This window comes from Flavobacterium amniphilum, from assembly GCF_023634845.1.
Classification (GTDB): Bacteria; Bacteroidota; Bacteroidia; order Flavobacteriales; family Flavobacteriaceae; genus Flavobacterium; species Flavobacterium amniphilum.
Genome location: NZ_JAMLJL010000009.1, coordinates 141,673 through 160,076, shown reverse-complemented (window position 1 = coordinate 160,076; position 18,404 = coordinate 141,673). Strand labels below are relative to the sequence as shown.

General features: G+C 35.9%; 15 protein-coding genes. 6 read left to right on the top strand and 9 right to left on the bottom strand.

Features of this window, described 5'->3' with window-relative positions:
• The first annotated feature begins 97 nt into the window (after positions 1-97).
• From NAT51_RS12000 to NAT51_RS11990, 3 genes are all read left to right on the top strand, one after another.
• The gene (locus tag NAT51_RS12000; protein ID WP_250599169.1) at positions 98-2,251 is read left to right on the top strand and encodes a TonB-dependent siderophore receptor; all 2,154 of its coding nucleotides are present in this window, start codon (positions 98-100) and stop codon (positions 2,249-2,251) included.
• A 72-nt stretch (positions 2,252-2,323) separates the two neighbouring features.
• The gene (locus tag NAT51_RS11995; protein WP_250599168.1) at positions 2,324-3,496 is read left to right on the top strand and encodes a PepSY-associated TM helix domain-containing protein; all 1,173 of its coding nucleotides are present in this window, start codon (positions 2,324-2,326) and stop codon (positions 3,494-3,496) included.
• Positions 3,497-3,504: 8 nt separating this feature from the next.
• Positions 3,505-3,852: a DUF6686 family protein gene (locus NAT51_RS11990; protein WP_250599167.1), complete on the top strand. Its 348-nt coding sequence runs from the start codon at positions 3,505-3,507 to the stop codon at positions 3,850-3,852.
• A 46-nt stretch (positions 3,853-3,898) separates the two neighbouring features.
• Here the strand turns inward: NAT51_RS11990 and NAT51_RS11985 are convergent, their stop codons facing one another.
• From NAT51_RS11985 to NAT51_RS11975, 3 genes are all read right to left on the bottom strand, one after another.
• Positions 3,899-6,178 (bottom strand): hypothetical protein, encoded by a 2,280-nt coding sequence (locus NAT51_RS11985; protein ID WP_250599166.1) that lies wholly within the window; start codon positions 6,176-6,178, stop codon positions 3,899-3,901.
• Positions 6,138-7,190, bottom strand: coding sequence for a hypothetical protein (locus tag NAT51_RS11980; protein WP_250599165.1), 1,053 nt, complete (start codon positions 7,188-7,190; stop codon positions 6,138-6,140). The genes NAT51_RS11985 and NAT51_RS11980 overlap by 41 nt, the downstream gene beginning before the upstream one ends.
• A 124-nt stretch (positions 7,191-7,314) precedes the next feature.
• Entirely contained in the window at positions 7,315-7,809 is a 495-nt protein-coding gene (locus NAT51_RS11975) for a GNAT family N-acetyltransferase (protein ID WP_250599164.1), read from the bottom strand.
• A gap of 102 nt (positions 7,810-7,911) precedes the next feature.
• Here NAT51_RS11975 and NAT51_RS11970 point away from each other — a divergent pair, with 102 nt between their 5' ends.
• Complete coding sequence (locus NAT51_RS11970; protein ID WP_250599163.1) at positions 7,912-8,202, top strand: hypothetical protein; 291 nt, start codon at positions 7,912-7,914, stop codon at positions 8,200-8,202.
• 1 nt (position 8,203) lies between these two features.
• A complete protein-coding gene (locus NAT51_RS11965; RefSeq protein ID WP_250599162.1) occupies positions 8,204-10,696 on the top strand; it encodes an Hsp70 family protein in 2,493 nt (830 codons plus the stop codon).
• 16 nt (positions 10,697-10,712) lie between these two features.
• Here the strand turns inward: NAT51_RS11965 and NAT51_RS11960 are convergent, their stop codons facing one another.
• The 5 genes from NAT51_RS11960 to NAT51_RS11940 form a co-directional block, all read right to left on the bottom strand.
• Positions 10,713-11,645 carry a hypothetical protein gene (locus tag NAT51_RS11960; protein ID WP_250599161.1) on the bottom strand — a complete coding sequence of 311 codons (933 nt, stop codon included), beginning with the start codon at positions 11,643-11,645 and terminating at the stop codon, positions 10,713-10,715.
• Between the two features lie 5 nt (positions 11,646-11,650).
• Entirely contained in the window at positions 11,651-12,904 is a 1,254-nt protein-coding gene (locus NAT51_RS11955; RefSeq protein WP_250599160.1) for a hypothetical protein, read from the bottom strand.
• Between the two features lie 25 nt (positions 12,905-12,929).
• Positions 12,930-13,814 (bottom strand): bifunctional 5,10-methylenetetrahydrofolate dehydrogenase/5,10-methenyltetrahydrofolate cyclohydrolase, encoded by an 885-nt coding sequence (locus NAT51_RS11950; RefSeq protein ID WP_250599159.1) that lies wholly within the window; start codon positions 13,812-13,814, stop codon positions 12,930-12,932.
• 113 nt (positions 13,815-13,927) lie between these two features.
• Positions 13,928-15,274 carry a signal recognition particle protein gene (gene ffh, locus NAT51_RS11945; protein ID WP_250599158.1) on the bottom strand — a complete coding sequence of 449 codons (1,347 nt, stop codon included), beginning with the start codon at positions 15,272-15,274 and terminating at the stop codon, positions 13,928-13,930.
• 539 nt (positions 15,275-15,813) lie between these two features.
• Positions 15,814-16,200: an acyl-CoA thioesterase gene (locus NAT51_RS11940; RefSeq protein WP_250599157.1), complete on the bottom strand. Its 387-nt coding sequence runs from the start codon at positions 16,198-16,200 to the stop codon at positions 15,814-15,816.
• 37 nt (positions 16,201-16,237) lie between these two features.
• On the opposite strand from NAT51_RS11940, the gene NAT51_RS11935 reads away from it, so the two are divergent.
• Entirely contained in the window at positions 16,238-16,462 is a 225-nt protein-coding gene (locus NAT51_RS11935) for a hypothetical protein (RefSeq protein WP_250599156.1), read from the top strand.
• A gap of 147 nt (positions 16,463-16,609) precedes the next feature.
• Here NAT51_RS11935 and argS read toward each other — a convergent pair whose 3' ends face one another.
• Positions 16,610-18,388 (bottom strand): arginine--tRNA ligase, encoded by a 1,779-nt coding sequence (gene argS, locus NAT51_RS11930; RefSeq protein ID WP_250599155.1) that lies wholly within the window; start codon positions 18,386-18,388, stop codon positions 16,610-16,612.
• Between the last annotated feature and the right edge of the window lie 16 nt (positions 18,389-18,404).

Genomic DNA, 18,404 nt, shown 5'->3' with positions numbered 1-18,404 from the left:
CTGTTAAAAATTTATTTAGATTAAGTCTAAATAAATTTTGTTTTTACTTTTATTCCAACTTATATTTGCATCGTTATTTTAATTTAATCCAAATAAGATGAATAAAAAATTCTTAACATCTTCTCTTGTCTTGTTGCTTGGACTGTCCCTACAAGCACAGGAAAAAAACCAAGCGAAGAAAGATTCAATTAAGGGCCTAAATGAAGTTTCAGTGAATGGTAGTACCAATAAATTCTCAACAGTAAAAACTTCAAGTTCTTTAAGACTAAAGACAGAGATTGCAAAAATCCCACAAAACATACAGGTTGTAACCGGTGAAGCTCTAAAAAATCAGGGTATCAACAATATGATGGAAAATGTAACCCGAAATGTAAGTGGTGCACAAATGATTGAGCATTGGGGCCATTTTGCCAGAATCAACATGAGAGGATTCAAACTACCCGCTTTCCGCAACGGTATGAATGTAGAAATGCCATGGGGTCCACTTTCAGAAGACTTATCAATGGTTGAAAGTATTGAGTTTGTTAAAGGTCCGTCTGGATTTATGATGTCTGCCGGCGAGCCTGGAGGGTTTTATAATGTTGTCACTAAAAAACCAACAAAAAAATCAATTAATGAAATTTCGTTTACAGGCGGTAACTTCAATGCTTTAAGAGGATCTCTCGATTCAGGAGGAGCATTAACACCGGATGGAAAATTACAATACAGAATCAACGGTATGTATCAAACTGCCGAAACAAACCGCGAGTTTGAAAAAAACAGCAGATACAGCATTGTTCCCTCAATCAGATATGAATTTTCAGACAACACTTCATTAACTACTGAATTCACATATCAGCAAGCCAAACAGATGATTGGTGCTGCTTATGTTTTTGCACCTGCTTCAAGTGGTTTTGGAAGTTTATCCAGAAATTTTACAAATATCGACCAGGGATTCCCTACAACAGATATTGAGGAATTAAGTTTGTTAACAAACTTCAGCCATAAATTCAGTGATAAATGGTCTATTGAAGCACAATATATGTATATGCGTCTTGATCAGGTAGGTGCCAGTACATGGGTAAACACTTTGGCAGATAACGGAGATATGACTCGCTATGTAAACATTTGGGATGCCTTGAACAGAAACGAATTGGCTCAGATTTATACTAACGGTGAATTCACAACAGGCTCATTGACACATAAAATCATGGGAGGTTTTGATACCAGAAACTTAAGCTATTATGCTGATTGGGGTCAAGCTGCTTTAATTGATAACCCAATGACTCCCTTTAATATTTTTAACCCAGTATACGGAAATGCTGTTTTCCCTACATTTGACCGATCAAAGTCAGTTAAAGAAAGAGGAGCTGCAAATCACCAAGGTGTTAACTATTATTCATTTTACGCACAGGATGAAATCTGGGCATTGGACAATAAGTTGAGAGTAACTCTTGCCAGCCGTTTTTCTGAAGGTAATGTGTTTGCTTATAAACAAAACAGCAAAAAAGCACGTTTTACACCAAGATTCGGTGTGAGTTACGACATCATACCTAATCTAACTTTTTATGGTCTTTATGATCAATCATTTATGCCTCAGACTGGTTTAAGCTCTAATCTAACTCCTTTCAAACCGGAAGTTGCAACAGATATCGAAGCCGGTTTAAAGAAATCATGGTTCAAAGACAGGCTTAAAACAACATTAACAGCCTTCCAAATCACTAAAGAAAACATTGTCGTAGGCGACTTCTCTAATCCTAGCTCTCCTATCAGTATACAATTAGGCGAAGTCAGATCAAAAGGAATCGAGTTTGATATGCAGGGACAAATCACTCCTGAATTAAATATTATTTTAAACTACGCCAACACTGATGTAGAAATAACAAAAGACATTGTACAGAGTAGAGTGGGTACAAAAGTTGCCGGTCATTCAAAACACATGACAAACGGTTGGTTAAACTATAGCTTCAGAAACACATCTTTCTTAAAAGGTCTTGGTGCATCTATCGGATACCAATACCAGGTTGGCCGTTCTTCATGGGATTGGGGTGCAAATAATGACTCTAATTTACCTGATTATTTCAGATTGGACGGTGGCCTTACATGGAAAAACAATCATATCACCATTGCAGCTAACGTAAACAACATTTTAAATAAATATTTGTATTCCGGTGCCGCAACTATAGACAGCTCAACACCTCCAAATCAAATTGTTTACTGGCAAAGTGAACCAGGAATCAACGGAAGGTTAACTGTTAGCTATAAATTTTAAACGAAGTCCATTTGTTTTATTTTTTGTTTGAATAACTCCCCATTCGTTTGGGGAGTTTTTTACCTTAATAACATGAAAAAAAGCTCCATAAAGAAAAGCATTAAAAAAATTCACCTTTGGTTAGGATTGACCATAGGTCTTTTTGTATTTATAATCTCCATAACTGGCGCGCTTTATGCTTTTCAGGCAGAAATAACGGACTCTCTCAGAGATGATGCTATTTACCACCAGGAGAAAAACACCAGCACAAAAGCTGTATTACCTTTAAAAGTCCTGGAAAAGAAAGTAAATGACCATACCAAAGAAAAATATCCTGTTCATTGGGTAAACGTTCCGGTTGATAAAAGTTTAAGCTATATTTTTTACTATTATGAACACAATCCTAAAGCTTGGAATTACTTTGATGAATATGTAATCTACAAATCGGTATATGTAAATCCTTACAATGGAGAAGTACTGGCTGTTTACGATGAAACCAGTGATTTCTTCAACATTGTAAAATCAATCCATTACAGTTTTCTTTTCAGAGCAGAATGGGGAGCTTACATTTGTGGTATTCCAACCTTGATTTTCATCTTTATGTTAATTTCAGGGATTATTCTTTGGTGGCCAAAAAACAAAGCAGCCAGAAAACAACGCTTTTGGTTCAACTGGAAAAATGTAAAAAACTGGAAACGAAAAAACTACGATCTACATAATATCCTTGGTTTTTACGCTTCATTTTTGGCATTGATTGTCGCAATTACGGGTTTATACTATTCGTTTTTCTTCATTCAGGCGGCTATTTATTTTGCATTTTCAGGAGGGAGTACTGCCTATCCTGATTTTTCACATATCAAAACGAAAGCGCCAATCGAATTAAGAACGGATACTACTCTGGATAAAATCGGTAAAAAAGTGGAAGAGCTTTACCCTGACGCTTATGGCTATTCATTGGATTTTGGACATCCACACATTGACGACCATGAACATCCGAATTATTCAGTATTCGTAAAACAATTATCGTATTCTTACCACGTTAACCACAGTCTTATTTTTGATGAAAATACCGGAGAATTATTACACGTACATGACCACAAAGACAAAAATTTAGGAGAAAAGGCAATTGCAGCTAATTATGACACCCACATCGGTGCTATTTTAGGACTGCCCGGAAAAATTTTAGCCTTTATATTAAGTCTGGTTTGTGCTTCATTACCCATTACCGGATTTTTAATCTGGAGAGGACGGAAAAATAAAAAATGACATAAGCCATGAGATGCAACTATATACTAATCAAAGAAACCGAGAACGGTCAACTGGTCTACCTGAAAAATCAAGGACAATACCAACTGACCTATAAAAACTTAAACTTTAGTTTAAGTGATATCGAATTGAATACACTATATAGTTACTTAAAAAACATCGATGCGGCTTATTGGGAAAAGGAATATGAAAATTCAATTTATGACCGGAAAATCCCTATCCCTACCACACAGAAAAACTTCATTATCCTGCTGAATGAATTTGAACTGATAGAACTTCAATTCATATTGAGTAATGCATTGGAGAAAATTTCAAACCGGGGTGCCATTGTCAAATTACCAATATTCTGGAATTAGGAATTTACCATAAATAAAAAAGCGGCCTTAAATGACCGCTTTTTTATTATCTTGATTTGAAATATTCTTCTAAATGTTCACAGTTAGAAAGATCATTGTAAAATTCAGGATATCGGGAGCGTAGCTTTTTGAAATCATTCGGATAATTACTCTTTGCAAAATCTATCATCCTCAAACACAGTGCTTTAAATTTATCTGTTTTAGCGTTTTCATAGGCTAATCGGTAATATTGCTGTGCCAAATTACTGTTGCGGTAATCTGTTTCATCAATATAAGATTCATTATAGACTTCTTCTTCACGATAATCTGAAGTGGACTCATACCGCCTCATCATCCAGGAATGACCATATTGCGACATATTTACGTAACAATTGGCTATTATGAAATAATAGTAATCCCTGTCTTTTGTTTTGGGATTATTGGCTAACTTCAAATACTTGATTAAATGCTGTGTAACCGAAAGTTTTGTCACCAAATACTTTTCGGTATGCGGAATGAAGTTTTCCGTGTGCTTAAAATCATAAAAGGGATTTTCTTCAAAACTATAATATTCACCATATTCATCTCTTTCCCAGGCATTGTAATTATCGTTCCAATACTTCTCTCCTATCGAACGGAATGCAAGTTCGGCAGCTATTAATCTGTTTTCACGGATATATTTGGTTCCCAACAAATCTGTTAATTGGTCTTTATCTTTCAACAATTGTGAATAGATAATTTTTTGAAATATATCGCGGGATGTTTTATTCTGATTCAGTTTATTGATTACAATCTGCATTTCTTTAGCACTGTACACAAAATCCAGATAATCGAAATACTTATAAAAATATTTCAGGTTACCGGAACTTTTCAAACGGTTTCCTTGCCATTCCACACCAGATGAAGCATCATAATCCAAATAATATTCCGAAATAGAATTACCAAAAGAAATCAAAGCCATACCATCAGCAATATTACCTCTGAATTCCAATTCCCTTCCTAATGAAAACAGAAAACGTTCATCACTTTTATACTTTAAAATAATTGGTTTGATTTCGTCCTTAACAATAGCTTTTCCAAAACCCTGATCCGATATGACACATAAAGCCTTTATTTTCTCAACTTGCTGAAAAATCTTTTCTTTAGAATGTTTTTTTTCAAATTCATGAATCCTGTTCAGGCATTCTGCATAGTTTCTTGTCATAAACAAGAGTTGAATCTGTGATGCATTCCATAAAACAGGATTTTCAACTTTTGACAAATCAGCTGAATTCACAAAATCCAAGACCATTTTAGCATACAAACGGTCTTTTTCGGAACGGTTGCGCAAGGTATTGGTTGACTCAACAACTTCTTCTCCCTCATACCAGTTATCAGCAGAGTCTATTGAAGGTAGGTAATTGGTATAATAAGGCGTAAAGATCCAATCTTCAATTTTATTGATTTCACGCAACAATAAAAAGTCTAGTATTCTGGACTTATGGCTATTATCGTAAATCTTCTTTAAAGATTCTAAGTTCGGACTGATTTTCTGTACCGATGCATATGCATGAACATTGGCAATCTCCTGTTTGCTTTTAGCTTTGGCCAAAGCTTTTTGCAAATTAAAATCATTATGGAAATAATAATAAACCGCATACTTTTTTTCTGGAGAATACGCCATTATATTTGCGACATCGATGCTTTTGTCGTCTTTAGTAAAAGAATTGAAAAACAAACTCCAATAGTATAAATAATCTTTTTTTCCGTTTTTAAAATACATATCAAACAATGAGGACATCGACTCACCATTGCCTATATAATAGCTCGTCCTGATTGCCAGAAAAGCATATTTACGCTTCAGATATTCGTTTTTTTCATCGATAACGGCTTGCTTCAATTTTTTTAAAAAAGCGAGTTGATGTAAATTTTTCTCCGGTGTGTCTCTTTCCCATTCATCTTCATAAAAAAGCGAATTGACAGCCTCACATTTTTTAGCCATCTTTAGATAATTGATCACATTGTTCATTTTATTCTGATACAGAAAATGTACAAATCCGTTTTTAGAATCGGTATTAATATCCGTAAATGTTAAGCTTCCCATACATTCATCGATTTCATCCAATGTCACTTTCTTTCCGGTAAAATAATACCAGTCATATATATTGGAATCAAAAGAATTATCATACTCAAAATTAAATCCGAATAATTGGGAATCATAATAAAAAGGCTTAAAATCATTATAACCAAAGTATTCAGGCAAAAATAATGAATACCTTACATCTTCGCCATAAGGAGAATATCCGCAGGCAAATGTTTTACTGATACTACTTAGTAAAACCGCTGTAAAAACCAGAAATCTCTTCATGAGTATATTGCTTAAAAGTATTTTCATCCAAATCAAATAAACTGATGGTCGCCGTCTTATCCAAATCGACGTATTTTTTAATGAGTTCAATAGCCAGATTGATATCCGATGCCTTGACATCTTCACACTTAATCTGATCACCGGCTTTCAAATATGTTTCACCATAATTAAAACTGGTATCTCTCTCAATTTGATACCAAAGCGGTTGTGTATTTTTGGCAAATGTCTTAACATCATTTGTACTAAATTCAAGCAGTTCTGCAAAACGATTATTCTGATACAATTGCGTCCAGTAAAATACAGGCAACGCCACATCGATATGAACCGGATACGACTTTCGTTCGTTCAGGTATTTCTTCAATTCTTCAATATCAAGAATTGAGTTTTTATCTTTTTTTGTTAGTGGTTTTATCAGATTGTAACACATCAAAGTTACCTTATCCACTGGTGGAACACCCATAATATCAGGGTACTTATAAGGATACAACCGGAGTGTACAACTAATCTCTTTACCGGAAAGTGATTTGATTTTCTTCAACAGATAGAAATACTTGTCCTTGGTTGATTTTGTCCAGTCACAGTCAATTTGGATTTCGTCATAATTAAAGACCTTCCGATCTTCCCCGTACTCATTTTTACTGTATTTTTCAATCAGGTAAACTATATTATCAGCTAATTGATCGAGTGTCTTTTCATCATTATATTGAAAAATACCGTTTTTAATAAAAATAGTCGGGACCACTTTTACCGAATCCATTCTTCCAACTTCATATTCATCAATCCTGCTTTTTTCAAAAGGAAAATTCCCTCTCGCTTCAGTATAATCAACTTCAAATAGTTTGACATATAATTTCCTGACTTTAAGATCATTCAAATGCTTGGCATCATCCTCATTAATTGAGCTATTGCCTTTCCAATAATAGAATGCGCGTTCAACATGTTCGACATTAGAATCGTTGCTGCACGAAAGAAGGAATAATGAACTTATTATTCCCAAAAAAATACGTTTCATAGAATGAAAGAAATTAAGTGAAGTTTTATGCATTAAATCTATCAAAAATTATGCCTTATTTAACAAGAAAATCCATTTATTTCTAAATGGATTTTAATTATTATTTTGTTCTGGTTTACCTGTATTACGATAGCCTTTTTTCCATGACATAATCGTCCATGACATACCCTCTTCCAATATCGATTACTTCTTCATAAGCCAACTCAAAACCTTTGGCTTTATAAAACTCCTGAGCATTATTGTATTTATTTACATTTAGGAAAAGATGTGAATCACTACCTTCTTTTGCTCTGTTTTCGACTTCATTCAGAAGTAATTTACCTATTCCTTTCCCTTGTGTCTGCGGCAAAACATAAATTTTATGTAATTTGGTTTTACCGGTGTTTTTACAATTTAATTCATAGGAAGCAAAACCAAGAAAGGTTTCATCTTCTTTGATCAATAAAAAAACATGACCATTGTCCATTTGTTCTTCCAAAGCCGGGATTGCATAAAAGTTTCCCAACATATAATCCAATTGTTCTTTGGATAGGATTTCACCATAAGTATCCGGCCATATTTTATAAGCCAATTCCTGTATAATCTGTAATTGATTTTTTGTCGCCTGTATTATTTGCATCTGAAATTTATTCCGTTTATTTTTATCAAAATTAAATATATTTTTTTTATTTATTCCCTATCCTGTTACCATATACTCGATAGATTTACAGCTCAGCATACTATGATTAACATTATCAATCAATTATTCGAAATTGAACGAAAAGCCAAAGACCAGAATATTGCCATTTTCGAACGTAATTTCGACCGCATAAAAAACGAACTTGACACATTGGGTTTCATCATTAACGACCCGATTGGAAAAATATATGATCCCAGAGATACATCAATCGAGGCAAATATAGTAGGAAACTCATCTTCCCCTAAGGTTGTAAAAGTCATGAAACCCGCTATTTTCCAAAAGGACGGCGAAGGAATTCTTCTTATTCAAAAAGGTATCATAATTGCAGAATAAAATGGAGAATATCAATTTCGGAATAGATTTAGGAACAACAAATTCAGGGATTTGTAAATTTGAAGACGGCAAAGTTGTCATCTTTAAAAACCCTGTGGGATTCAGTGAAACGTTACCTTCTGCCGTTTCTTTCAGAAAAGGAAGAATCAGCATCGGATCCAAAGCAAGGGAATTCATGGGAACCGCACATGCTGATGTTTTCACTTCGTTTAAACGTAAAATGGGAACCGACCACTTGTATTCGGTTACGGAGAATAATGAAACCAAAACCCCAATTGAACTTTCAGCTCTTATATTAAAAGAATTAACCAGCTTCATTACTGATGAAAAACCGCAGTCGGTCGTAATTACCATCCCCGCTTCTTTTGATACGGTTCAATCCAATGCAACCAAAAAATCAGGACACATAGCCGGTTTTCAGGAAGTTGTTTTGCTTCAGGAGCCAATTGCAGCCTGCCTTGCGTATGCCAATAATCAGGAGCAGGACAACACAGAAGAGAAAAATTGGTTAGTATACGATTTTGGAGGCGGAACATTTGATGTGGCTTTGGTAAAAATCAATGAAAGGGAACTGAAAGTTATCGATCATGAAGGGAATAACTTCCTTGGCGGTGTCGACTTAGATCATTTGATTATCGAAAATTTATTGGCTCCCAAAGTTCAGGAAATACTTCAGGAAACCGATTTGTTTAAAAAAATGATGTCCAAAACCAATGACGTCTATAACCGATTGTATTTTGAACTTCTGTACAAAGCCGAAGAAATCAAAAAAGAACTTTCAATTAAAGAAACCATCACAACCGAAATAGAACTGAATGACGGTGATGATTATCTTGAAATTACGATCAACAGAAATGAATTCAATTCGGTGATTCATCATAAAGTAGAAGAATCAATCCATTTAATTCAAAAACTGCTGGATGAAAATTCCAAGAGCAGTAACGACATTGAAAGAATCATATTGGTGGGCGGCACAACTTACATCCCGTATGTAAGGGAAAGACTGAAAGAAACGTTCAATATCCTTATTGATAATTCAATTGATCCAACAACTGCCGTAATGGTTGGCGCTGCCTATTATGCAGGTAGCAAATCAAAAGAAACGACATTACAGGAATTACAAAATATTACAAATAATGCTCCGAATATTCAAAAGCCAACTGACATCCAATTGGTTTATGAAGCTAATACGCAGGACAGCGAAGAACTGCTGGTTGGTATTTCCAATACAAATTCGGAGATGTTCTACAGGATCATACGAAAAGACGGAGGCTTTGACACAGGTATCATTCCGTTCAAATCAAAATTCACTGAATTCGTAAAAGTACTGCAGAGACAACGTAATTTTTTCACTGTGACTGTGTACGATTCAGGCCAGAATATTGTTTTTGAAAACAACAGTATTGTTATCAATCACGGTGTATATAATGTTTCGGGACAACCTTTACCGAATGACATTTGCCTGGAAGTCGACGATACTTTCGGAAATACGTATCTGGAAAAAATATTCACCAAAAATGACATCTTACCGCTCACAAAAGTGGTGTATAAAACGACATCCAAAAACTTTATAAAAGAAAGCGATGATAAAATGGTCATCAATATTACCGAAGGTAAATCAGGAACTTTACCCGGCAGTAACATGACTATCGGTTATATTGAAATCAGCAGCAAAGACCTACCTTTCAATCTATTAAAAGGAATGGATATTGAAATTAAATTTTCCATGAGTGAATCCAGGGATTTGAGTGTTTCGGTTTACATCAGTTCCATCGATTATGAAATAAACGAAGTCTTTAACCCGCATTCCAAAAACATCAACAAAAATAAATTCCAGAAAGACATCGATCTGGTTATTCATGAAATAGATGATGAATTGATTTTTGCAGAACATGATGAAGATAATTTTGCTTTTTATGGCCAACTGAAAAAAATAAAGGATGAACTCCTCGAGATTAGTATTGCGTTAATTGAGGTGGAAGAAGACGAATCAACTGAAAGGATATTCCAATTGGACGAAAGAAAAAGAAGAGCGCTCCAAACCTATGACGGATTAGTCAGATACAAAAGTGTCATCGAAGAAATTGAAGAATACAGACTCTCAAAAAGGGAATTGGAATTACTCTTGGATGAAGCTTCACCAAGACAAGTTGATCAATTCCAGAAAATCATTAAAGATGAGAAAAGCATTCTGGAATCCAATGAAAAATCGATCATTAAAAGAAAGACTAAAGAACTTGATATGCTCCATAGAGACATTTACTACAAAAAGGATGACTCGTATGTAGGCGTTTATTACCATTACAAATATTTATCTCCGGGAGAATACTCTGACCAACGAAAATTAAACCAGTTGATTGAGGCTGGAGACAAAGCAGTTGAAAATGAAAACTATAAAGAAGTCAAACACATTGTACAGGCGATGTATGATTTATTAAAGGTCAAACCAAAAGATACCTTTGAAGATAAAGACGGAAGTCTTGGTATAAAATAAAGCACTGATCAGTGCTTTATTTTTTTGCTATGTAGTTAACAAATTTTACAACAAGGACAATTGGAAGAATAAGTAATTTAAACATCCAAGGCTCAAAATCGTCTATTGTTGTAGCCAAAATAATCCCAATGGCTATAACAGCGCCTATCGTGAGTATTATTGGTAAAATAGAACTATCACTATCATTATAATGCGACTGATCATCGATCCAAGATTGTCCCACATCCTTATTATCACTCAAAACTTTTATTGTATCTTCATAATAGGCATCAAAATATGAAATAGCCACTAATATTTTCCCTTGGGTAACTTTATTAGAAGCTGACGTTTTTTGATGTCTTGCAATAGTGTTATTTATTTCCAGAATCTCCTGATCAAAATAATAGGAATCAAGTTCTGATTGCAGTTTGTAATATTGCGGACTGAATGCATAGTTTCCTGTCTTTTGAAAAAAGGAATATTTTAAAGGCGTGGGAAGAATATTTAAAATCAGCCTGTTTTTGTTCGAAAGCATTTCTTTCGCTTTTTCAAAAGCATCAAGACTGATGATGGGATCATAAAACTGAAAAAAATCTTTCAGTTTAGACCATTTACTTTGCTGAATACCACTATAAATAAACGCACTCACCGACTCAGAAAACAATTCGGCAAATTCATATAAAATCTCATCATTTTCTTCATTAAAATCTTCGGAAGGAAACCCTGTAAAGCTTTCGAAGTCATTCTTTAAAATCGCCTTCACATTATCGTTTTCAAAAAGAAAGTTAAACTGGGAACCATAGTTTCTGAAGAAAGACAACAGATTTTCAACATCTGTCATTCCAACTTCCGAATTCAGTTTATTTTCAACTTTTAAAACTTTTTCAGCTTTAATGAGATCCTGAACATTAGCGGTATCAAAATCAGGCATATTTTTTTGGATTACACCCAAAAGTTCAATCTTAAACACTATTCTTATTTTTTTCTGAAAATTCTATATATAATTATTGCTGCAACAACTCCCGCTCCGCCTGTATAAAATGCAATGGCAGCCAAAATTCCGAGAGCAGCCAGAAACAAAGCTATAAAAACTCCCACTACAACAATAAAAATCTGCAATAAAAAACTCCTTAAACCCAGATTTTTCAGGAAAATCCTAACAGGTGCCGTTTTTGCCTTTTCAGCATCAGCGGCTTTTTCTTCCTCTTTATCACCGGCAATTTTATTTCTGAAAATAACATAAAGAATGATTTCTGTAACCACTATCACATAGAACCAGAAATTCTCAATCTTAGTATACAGATAATGGTAACCCCAAATCAACAAGGGAAAATAAATCAAGACCATGGTCCACTCGGCAGCAGCACCGGGATCAAAATCCAATGCCTTTGAAATCGCATTCCGTATTTTTCCGGATGCTTTTTTCTCACTGGTAATCCACTTTTGGGCTATTCTTCTGTTTTTAGCCAAAATTCCTGCCCTAACCTCATCTTCATCCTCGAAGGCAGCAAGTGCAAAAAGAACTTTTCCCAAATAGATTCTATATTCAAAATCCACATGTTGATGATCGACAACAAAAGAATTGATTCTCATTACCTCATCTGCAAAATAGAAGGCATCAATATCTGAAAGTAAGCTGTAATAATCTTCATCGATACCGAATTTATATTCATTGATTAAGGTTGTATACTTCTCCTTAAAAGGAATAACCTCCATAACCAATTCGTTCTTTTGGGTCAACGATTCTTTGAATTGCTCCCAGTTATCAAAACTGATTATTGGTTCATAATGTACAACGAGCTTTCTTAAATTCTTCCAGTTTCCTTCAACAATGTTCTTTTGGATAAATTTCCAGATTGTTATAGCGAATACTTCCGAAAATTCTTCACATAAAGTCATTACTGACTCGCTAATCTGTCTGTATTTTTGGTTTTGTGCCGGATTGAAACTTATTTCGTATAAGCCGTGTTCATCGTCAGAAAACGAAAACTGCTTAAACTCATCCGTTTTACCGTTCAATATGGATTGAATGTGACGATTTGACAATAGTATATCGAATTTTGAACCATGACGCTTGAAAAAGGAAATCACATTATCGATTTCCTTTGTCTGGATTGCGTCGTTAATTTTACTTTCGGCTTTTAAAACCTTTTCCGCTTTAATTAAATCATTGGAATTGTTGGGATCAAAACCGGATATACTATTCTCCACTAACTGGAGGACTCTCAAATCAATCACTTTATATTTTGGAAGTTTATTTTTTCAGTCTTTTTTGTTCTCTGGCCAATAGGGTATTTTTAAGCAACATTGCAATAGTCATCGGTCCAACACCACCCGGAACCGGAGTAATATGCGATGCTTTTTTGGACACATTTTCGAAATCAACATCTCCGGTAATGATGTATCCTTTTGGATTTGTTTCATCGGCAACACGTGTAATTCCCACATCGATAATTACTACATCATCTTTTACCATTTCGGCTTTTAAGTAATTTGGAACTCCCAATGCCGTAATAATGATATCAGCCTGTGAAGTAATCTGGTTGATGTTTTTAGTATGACTGTGCGTTAAGGTAACGGTTGAATTTCCGGGAAAACCTTTTCTTCCCATCAAAATACTCATAGGACGCCCCACGATATGGCTACGACCAATAACCACAGTGTGTTTCCCTTTGGTTTCCACATTGTATCTTTCCAATAATTCAAGGATTCCGAAAGGAGTTGCGGGGATGAATGTACTCATATCCAAAGCCATCTTTCCGAAGTTTTCCGGATGGAAACCATCCACATCTTTACTTGGATCGATAGCCATCAATACTTTTTGGGTATCGATTTGATCAGGAAGCGGCAATTGCACGATAAAACCGTCGATGGTATCATTCTGATTCAGTTCTTCGATTTTTTTAAGTAATTCGGTTTCAGAAGTGGTACTAGGCATTTTAACCAAAGTCGATTCGAAGCCAACACGCTCGCAGGCTTTTACTTTACTTCCAACATAGGTTAAACTTGCACCGTCATTTCCAACAATCACGGCAGCTAAATGAGGGACTTTTTCCCCATTGGCTTTCATTTGCCCTACTGCGGCTGTGATTTCATTTTTAATGTCTTCCGAAACTTTTTTCCCGTCTAAAATTTGCATTGTTTTTTGTGTTTAAAGTTTAAAGCTTTAAAGTTTAAAGTTGTGTTGTTGATTACTTTATCCTTTAAAATTAGTATAAAAAAAAGGCGCGTATGTACGCACCTTTGTTCTTTTTATCGCATGCCCGGCATTCCTTTCATGCCGCCCATCATTTTCATCAGGTTCTTACCTCCTGCTCCCTGCATCATCTTCATCATTTTGCTCATTTGGTCGAATTGTTTCATCAACTGGTTGACTTCTTCAATTTTACGGCCTGAACCTTTTGCGATACGTGCTTTACGTTTCACATCGATGATTGACGGTTTGCTTCTTTCGGCTGGGGTCATGGAGAAGATAATTGCTTCCACGTGTTTGAAAGCATCATCCGGGATATCCACATCTTTCAATGCTTTTCCGGCACCCGGGATCATCCCTACTAAATCTTTCATGTTACCCATTTTCTTAACTTGTTGGATTTGCGTTAAGAAGTCATCAAAACCGAATTCGTTTTTAGCAATCTTCTTTTGAAGTTTACGTGCTTCTTCTTCGTCGTATTGTGCCTGTGCACGTTCAACAAGGGAAACCACGTCACCCATACCTAAGATACGGTCGGCCATACGGTCTGGATAGAACACATCGATTGCGTCCATTTTTTCACCCGTACCGATGAATTTGATTGGTTTATTTACTACAGATTTAATCGAAATTGCGGCTCCACCACGGGTATCACCATCTAATTTTGTTAAGATAACCCCGTCGAAATCTAAACGGTCGTTGAATGCTTTTGCTGTGTTCACGGCATCCTGACCTGTCATTGAATCGACAACGAATAGTGTTTCGTTTGGCTGGATTGCTTTGTGAACGTTAGCGATTTCGGTCATCATTTCCTCATCGATCGCTAAACGGCCGGCTGTATCGACGATAACTACATTGAATCCGTTTGCTTTTGCGTGTTTGATTGCGTTTTGTGCAATGTCGACAGCGTTTTTATTTTCAGGTTCTGAATATACCTCAACACCGATTTGCTCTCCAACCACGTGTAACTGGTTGATCGCCGCCGGACGGTAAATATCACAGGCAACCAATAATGGTTTTTTGTTCTTTTTGTCTTTAAGGAAGTTAGCCAACTTACCAGAGAAAGTTGTTTTACCTGAACCTTGTAAACCCGACATCAAGATAATGGAAGGATTTCCTGAAAGATTGACTTCAGTAATACCACCACCCATTAATTCTGTTAGTTCGTCTTTTACGATTTTGATTAATAACTGTCCCGGCTGTAAGGTTGTTAATACATCCTCTCCCATTGCTTTTTCTTTTACACGGGTTGTAAAATCTTTGGCAATTTTAAAGTTAACATCGGCTTCAAGTAAAGCACGACGCACCTCTTTAAGGGTATCGGCAACGTTTACTTCGGTGATTTTACCGTGACCTTTTAATATATGGAACGCTTTATCTAGTTTCTCGGATAAATTATTGAACATAATTCTTCTTTTTTATGAAGTTGCAAAGATAGATTAAAGTTTCAAAGTAACAAAGTGATTAGTAACTAGTAATTAGTGATTAGCACCGTTAAAAGAGTACTTAGTACTTTCTTTAGAGTGACTAGTACATAGTCCTTAGTCCTTAGTGCTGCCTAGATAAAGCTTAGTGCCAATTAAATAGTTATCGGTACCACTTGACTTCGACAGGCTCAGCCACCAAATATCTATCGGTACCACTTGACTTCGACAGGCTCAGCCACCAAATATCTATCAGTACCACTTGACTTCGACAGGCTCAGCCACCGAATATCTATCAGTACCACCTAAAAACTCTCGGTACCACTTAAATAATCATCTGTACCAGTTAAAGAGTCCTTAGTACCAAATCCTTAGCTCTTAGTACCACATAAAGAGCATTTAATAGATAGTTTTAGTATTTAAAATTATTTTTCAGAATACACATCGGTTATTGTTTATAATATTCTTCATAAGATCAACTACTATGGACTAATTACTCTTCACTAATTACTCTTCACTAATTACTCCACTTTCACCGCTTTCTTATTCTCGTCGATGGCTACGAAGGTGAATTCGCCGGTGATGGCTTTTTCGCGCGAATTACTGTACATTTCTTCGATGAAGATATCAACTCTAACTTTGAGGCTCGTGGTTCCGAGATAGGTTACTTTACCAATGAGTTCGATGATGGTTCCGTGCGGGATGGGACGCTTGAAATCGATACGGTCGCTACTCACGGTTACCATTTTTTGACGGCTGTAACGGGTTGCAGTGATAAAAGCGACTTCATCCATGAATTGCATGGCGGTTCCTCCGAATAAGGTGTCGTAATGATTAGTGGTGTTAGGAAAAACGGCTTTGAATACTCTTGTGATTGAATCGTTGATTTTTTCTTCCTGTGTTTTCATATTTCTGTTATTATATTTTAAAAAATTAATACAGAAAGTGGATAAAACAGCATGGGCTCCATTCGGGATGAATGAAGACAATGGTGGCTCAAGCACTTTCGTGATGCTTAAACAAAACCAATTCTATGTATCTGACTTATCTTTTAAAAAGAAACACAGTTGCACGACAGTTCAGGAGTTGCACCTGATTCCATATGGAAGGAAACTTCCGGAGTTGGTTTTATTATTTAATGGGGCAAAGATAAGTTTTTATAGTAATTAGTGACTAGTAATTAGTGATTAGTAATTAGTGATTAGCTTTTTGGATTACTTAGTAAGATTAAGGTGATTAGGGACTCTTTACTAGTTACTAGTTACTTTTAAAAAGCAAAAGCCCTTTCTGTTCAGAAAGGGCTTTTGCTTTTTAAAACTACATTCTTTCAGGAACGTTGATTCCTAAGAGACTGAATGCGTTTTTGATGGTTTCGCCGACTTTTTTCGACAATTGGACTCTGAACACTTTTTTATCTGTGTCCTCTTCTCCTAATATTGAAACCGACTGGTAGAATGAGTTGTATTCTTTTACCAAATCGTATGTATAGTTGGCGATTAATGCCGGGCTGTGGTTGTGTGCCGCGTTTTGGATTACTTCAGGGAATTGGGCAATTTGCTTTACTAATTCCTTTTCTTTTTCATGAAGTGAATTTGCTGGTACAGTTTTGTTTGTATCGAAATCGGCTTTACGTAAAATCGACTGGATACGCGCATAGGTATATTGAATGAACGGACCGGTATTACCGTTGAAATCAACCGATTCTTTAGGGTCAAACATCATGGTTTTCTTTGGATCTACCTTCAACATATAATATTTCAAGGCACCCAGACCGATTGTGTTGTACAATACTGCTTTTTCGTCATCAGAATACCCTTCGAGTTTTCCTAATTCTTCTGAAATGGATTGTGCTGTCGTGTTCATTTCAGCCATTAAATCATCGGCATCTACTACAGTTCCTTCACGTGATTTCATTTTTCCGGATGGCAGTTCCACCATTCCGTAAGACAAGTGGAATAAATCGGCTGCCCAATCAAATCCAAGTTTCTTAAGGATCAGGAACAACACTTTAAAGTGGTAATCCTGTTCGTTACCTACGGTATATACCATACCACCCACATCAGGATTATCCTTTACACGTTGGATAGCTGTACCGATATCCTGGGTCATATACACGGCAGTGCCATCTGAACGCAAAACGATTTTACGGTCAAGACCATCTGAAGTGAGGTCGATCCAAACCGAACCGTCGGGATCTTTTTCGAAGATACCCTTCTCAAGTCCGAACTGCACAACTTCCTTACCTAATAAATAGGTATTGCTTTCATAATAATACGAGTCAAAATCGACTCCAAGGTTTTTATATGTAACTCCGAAACCGTCGTATACCCATTGGTTCATTTTCTTCCAAAGTGCAACAACTTCTTCGTCGCCCGCTTCCCATTTACGGAGCATTTCCTGCGCTTCAAGGATAGAAGGCGCCAGTTTTTTAGCCTCTTCTTCGGTTTTACCTTCTTCCATTAAGGCTTTGATTTCGGCTTTGTATGCTTTATCAAATTCCACATAGAAGTTACCCACTAATTTATCACCTTTCAATCCGGTTGATTCAGGCGTTTGGCCTTCTCCATATTTCTGCCATGCCAGCATTGACTTACAGATATGGATTCCACGGTCGTTGATGATTTGTGTTTTATATACTTTTTTACCCGAAGCTTTGATGATTTCAGCTACCGAGTATCCCAATAAATTGTTACGAATGTGTCCTAAGTGAAGTGGTTTGTTTGTATTAGGCGAAGAATATTCGACCATAATAGCTTTTTCACTTGCTGTAGGATTTACAAAACCGAAAGTTTCTTCTGTTCTGATCCCGTTAAAGAAATTGATATAGTAAGCATCGGCGATTACGATATTCAGGAACCCCTGTACCACGTTGAATTTTTCAACTTCCTTTACATTTTCAACCAGATAATTACCAATTTTAGTTCCTATCTCTACCGGATTACCTTTTACCAGTTTCAGGATTGGAAAAACCACCATGGTTATGTCACCTTCAAATTCCCTGCGGGTAGCCTGATATTCTACTTTATCAAGTGAAACAGCAAACAGGGCCTGTAGGGCTTCCTGGATTTTTGGCGTAAGAATTTGTGTCAGTGTCATAATTAATGATTTTTAA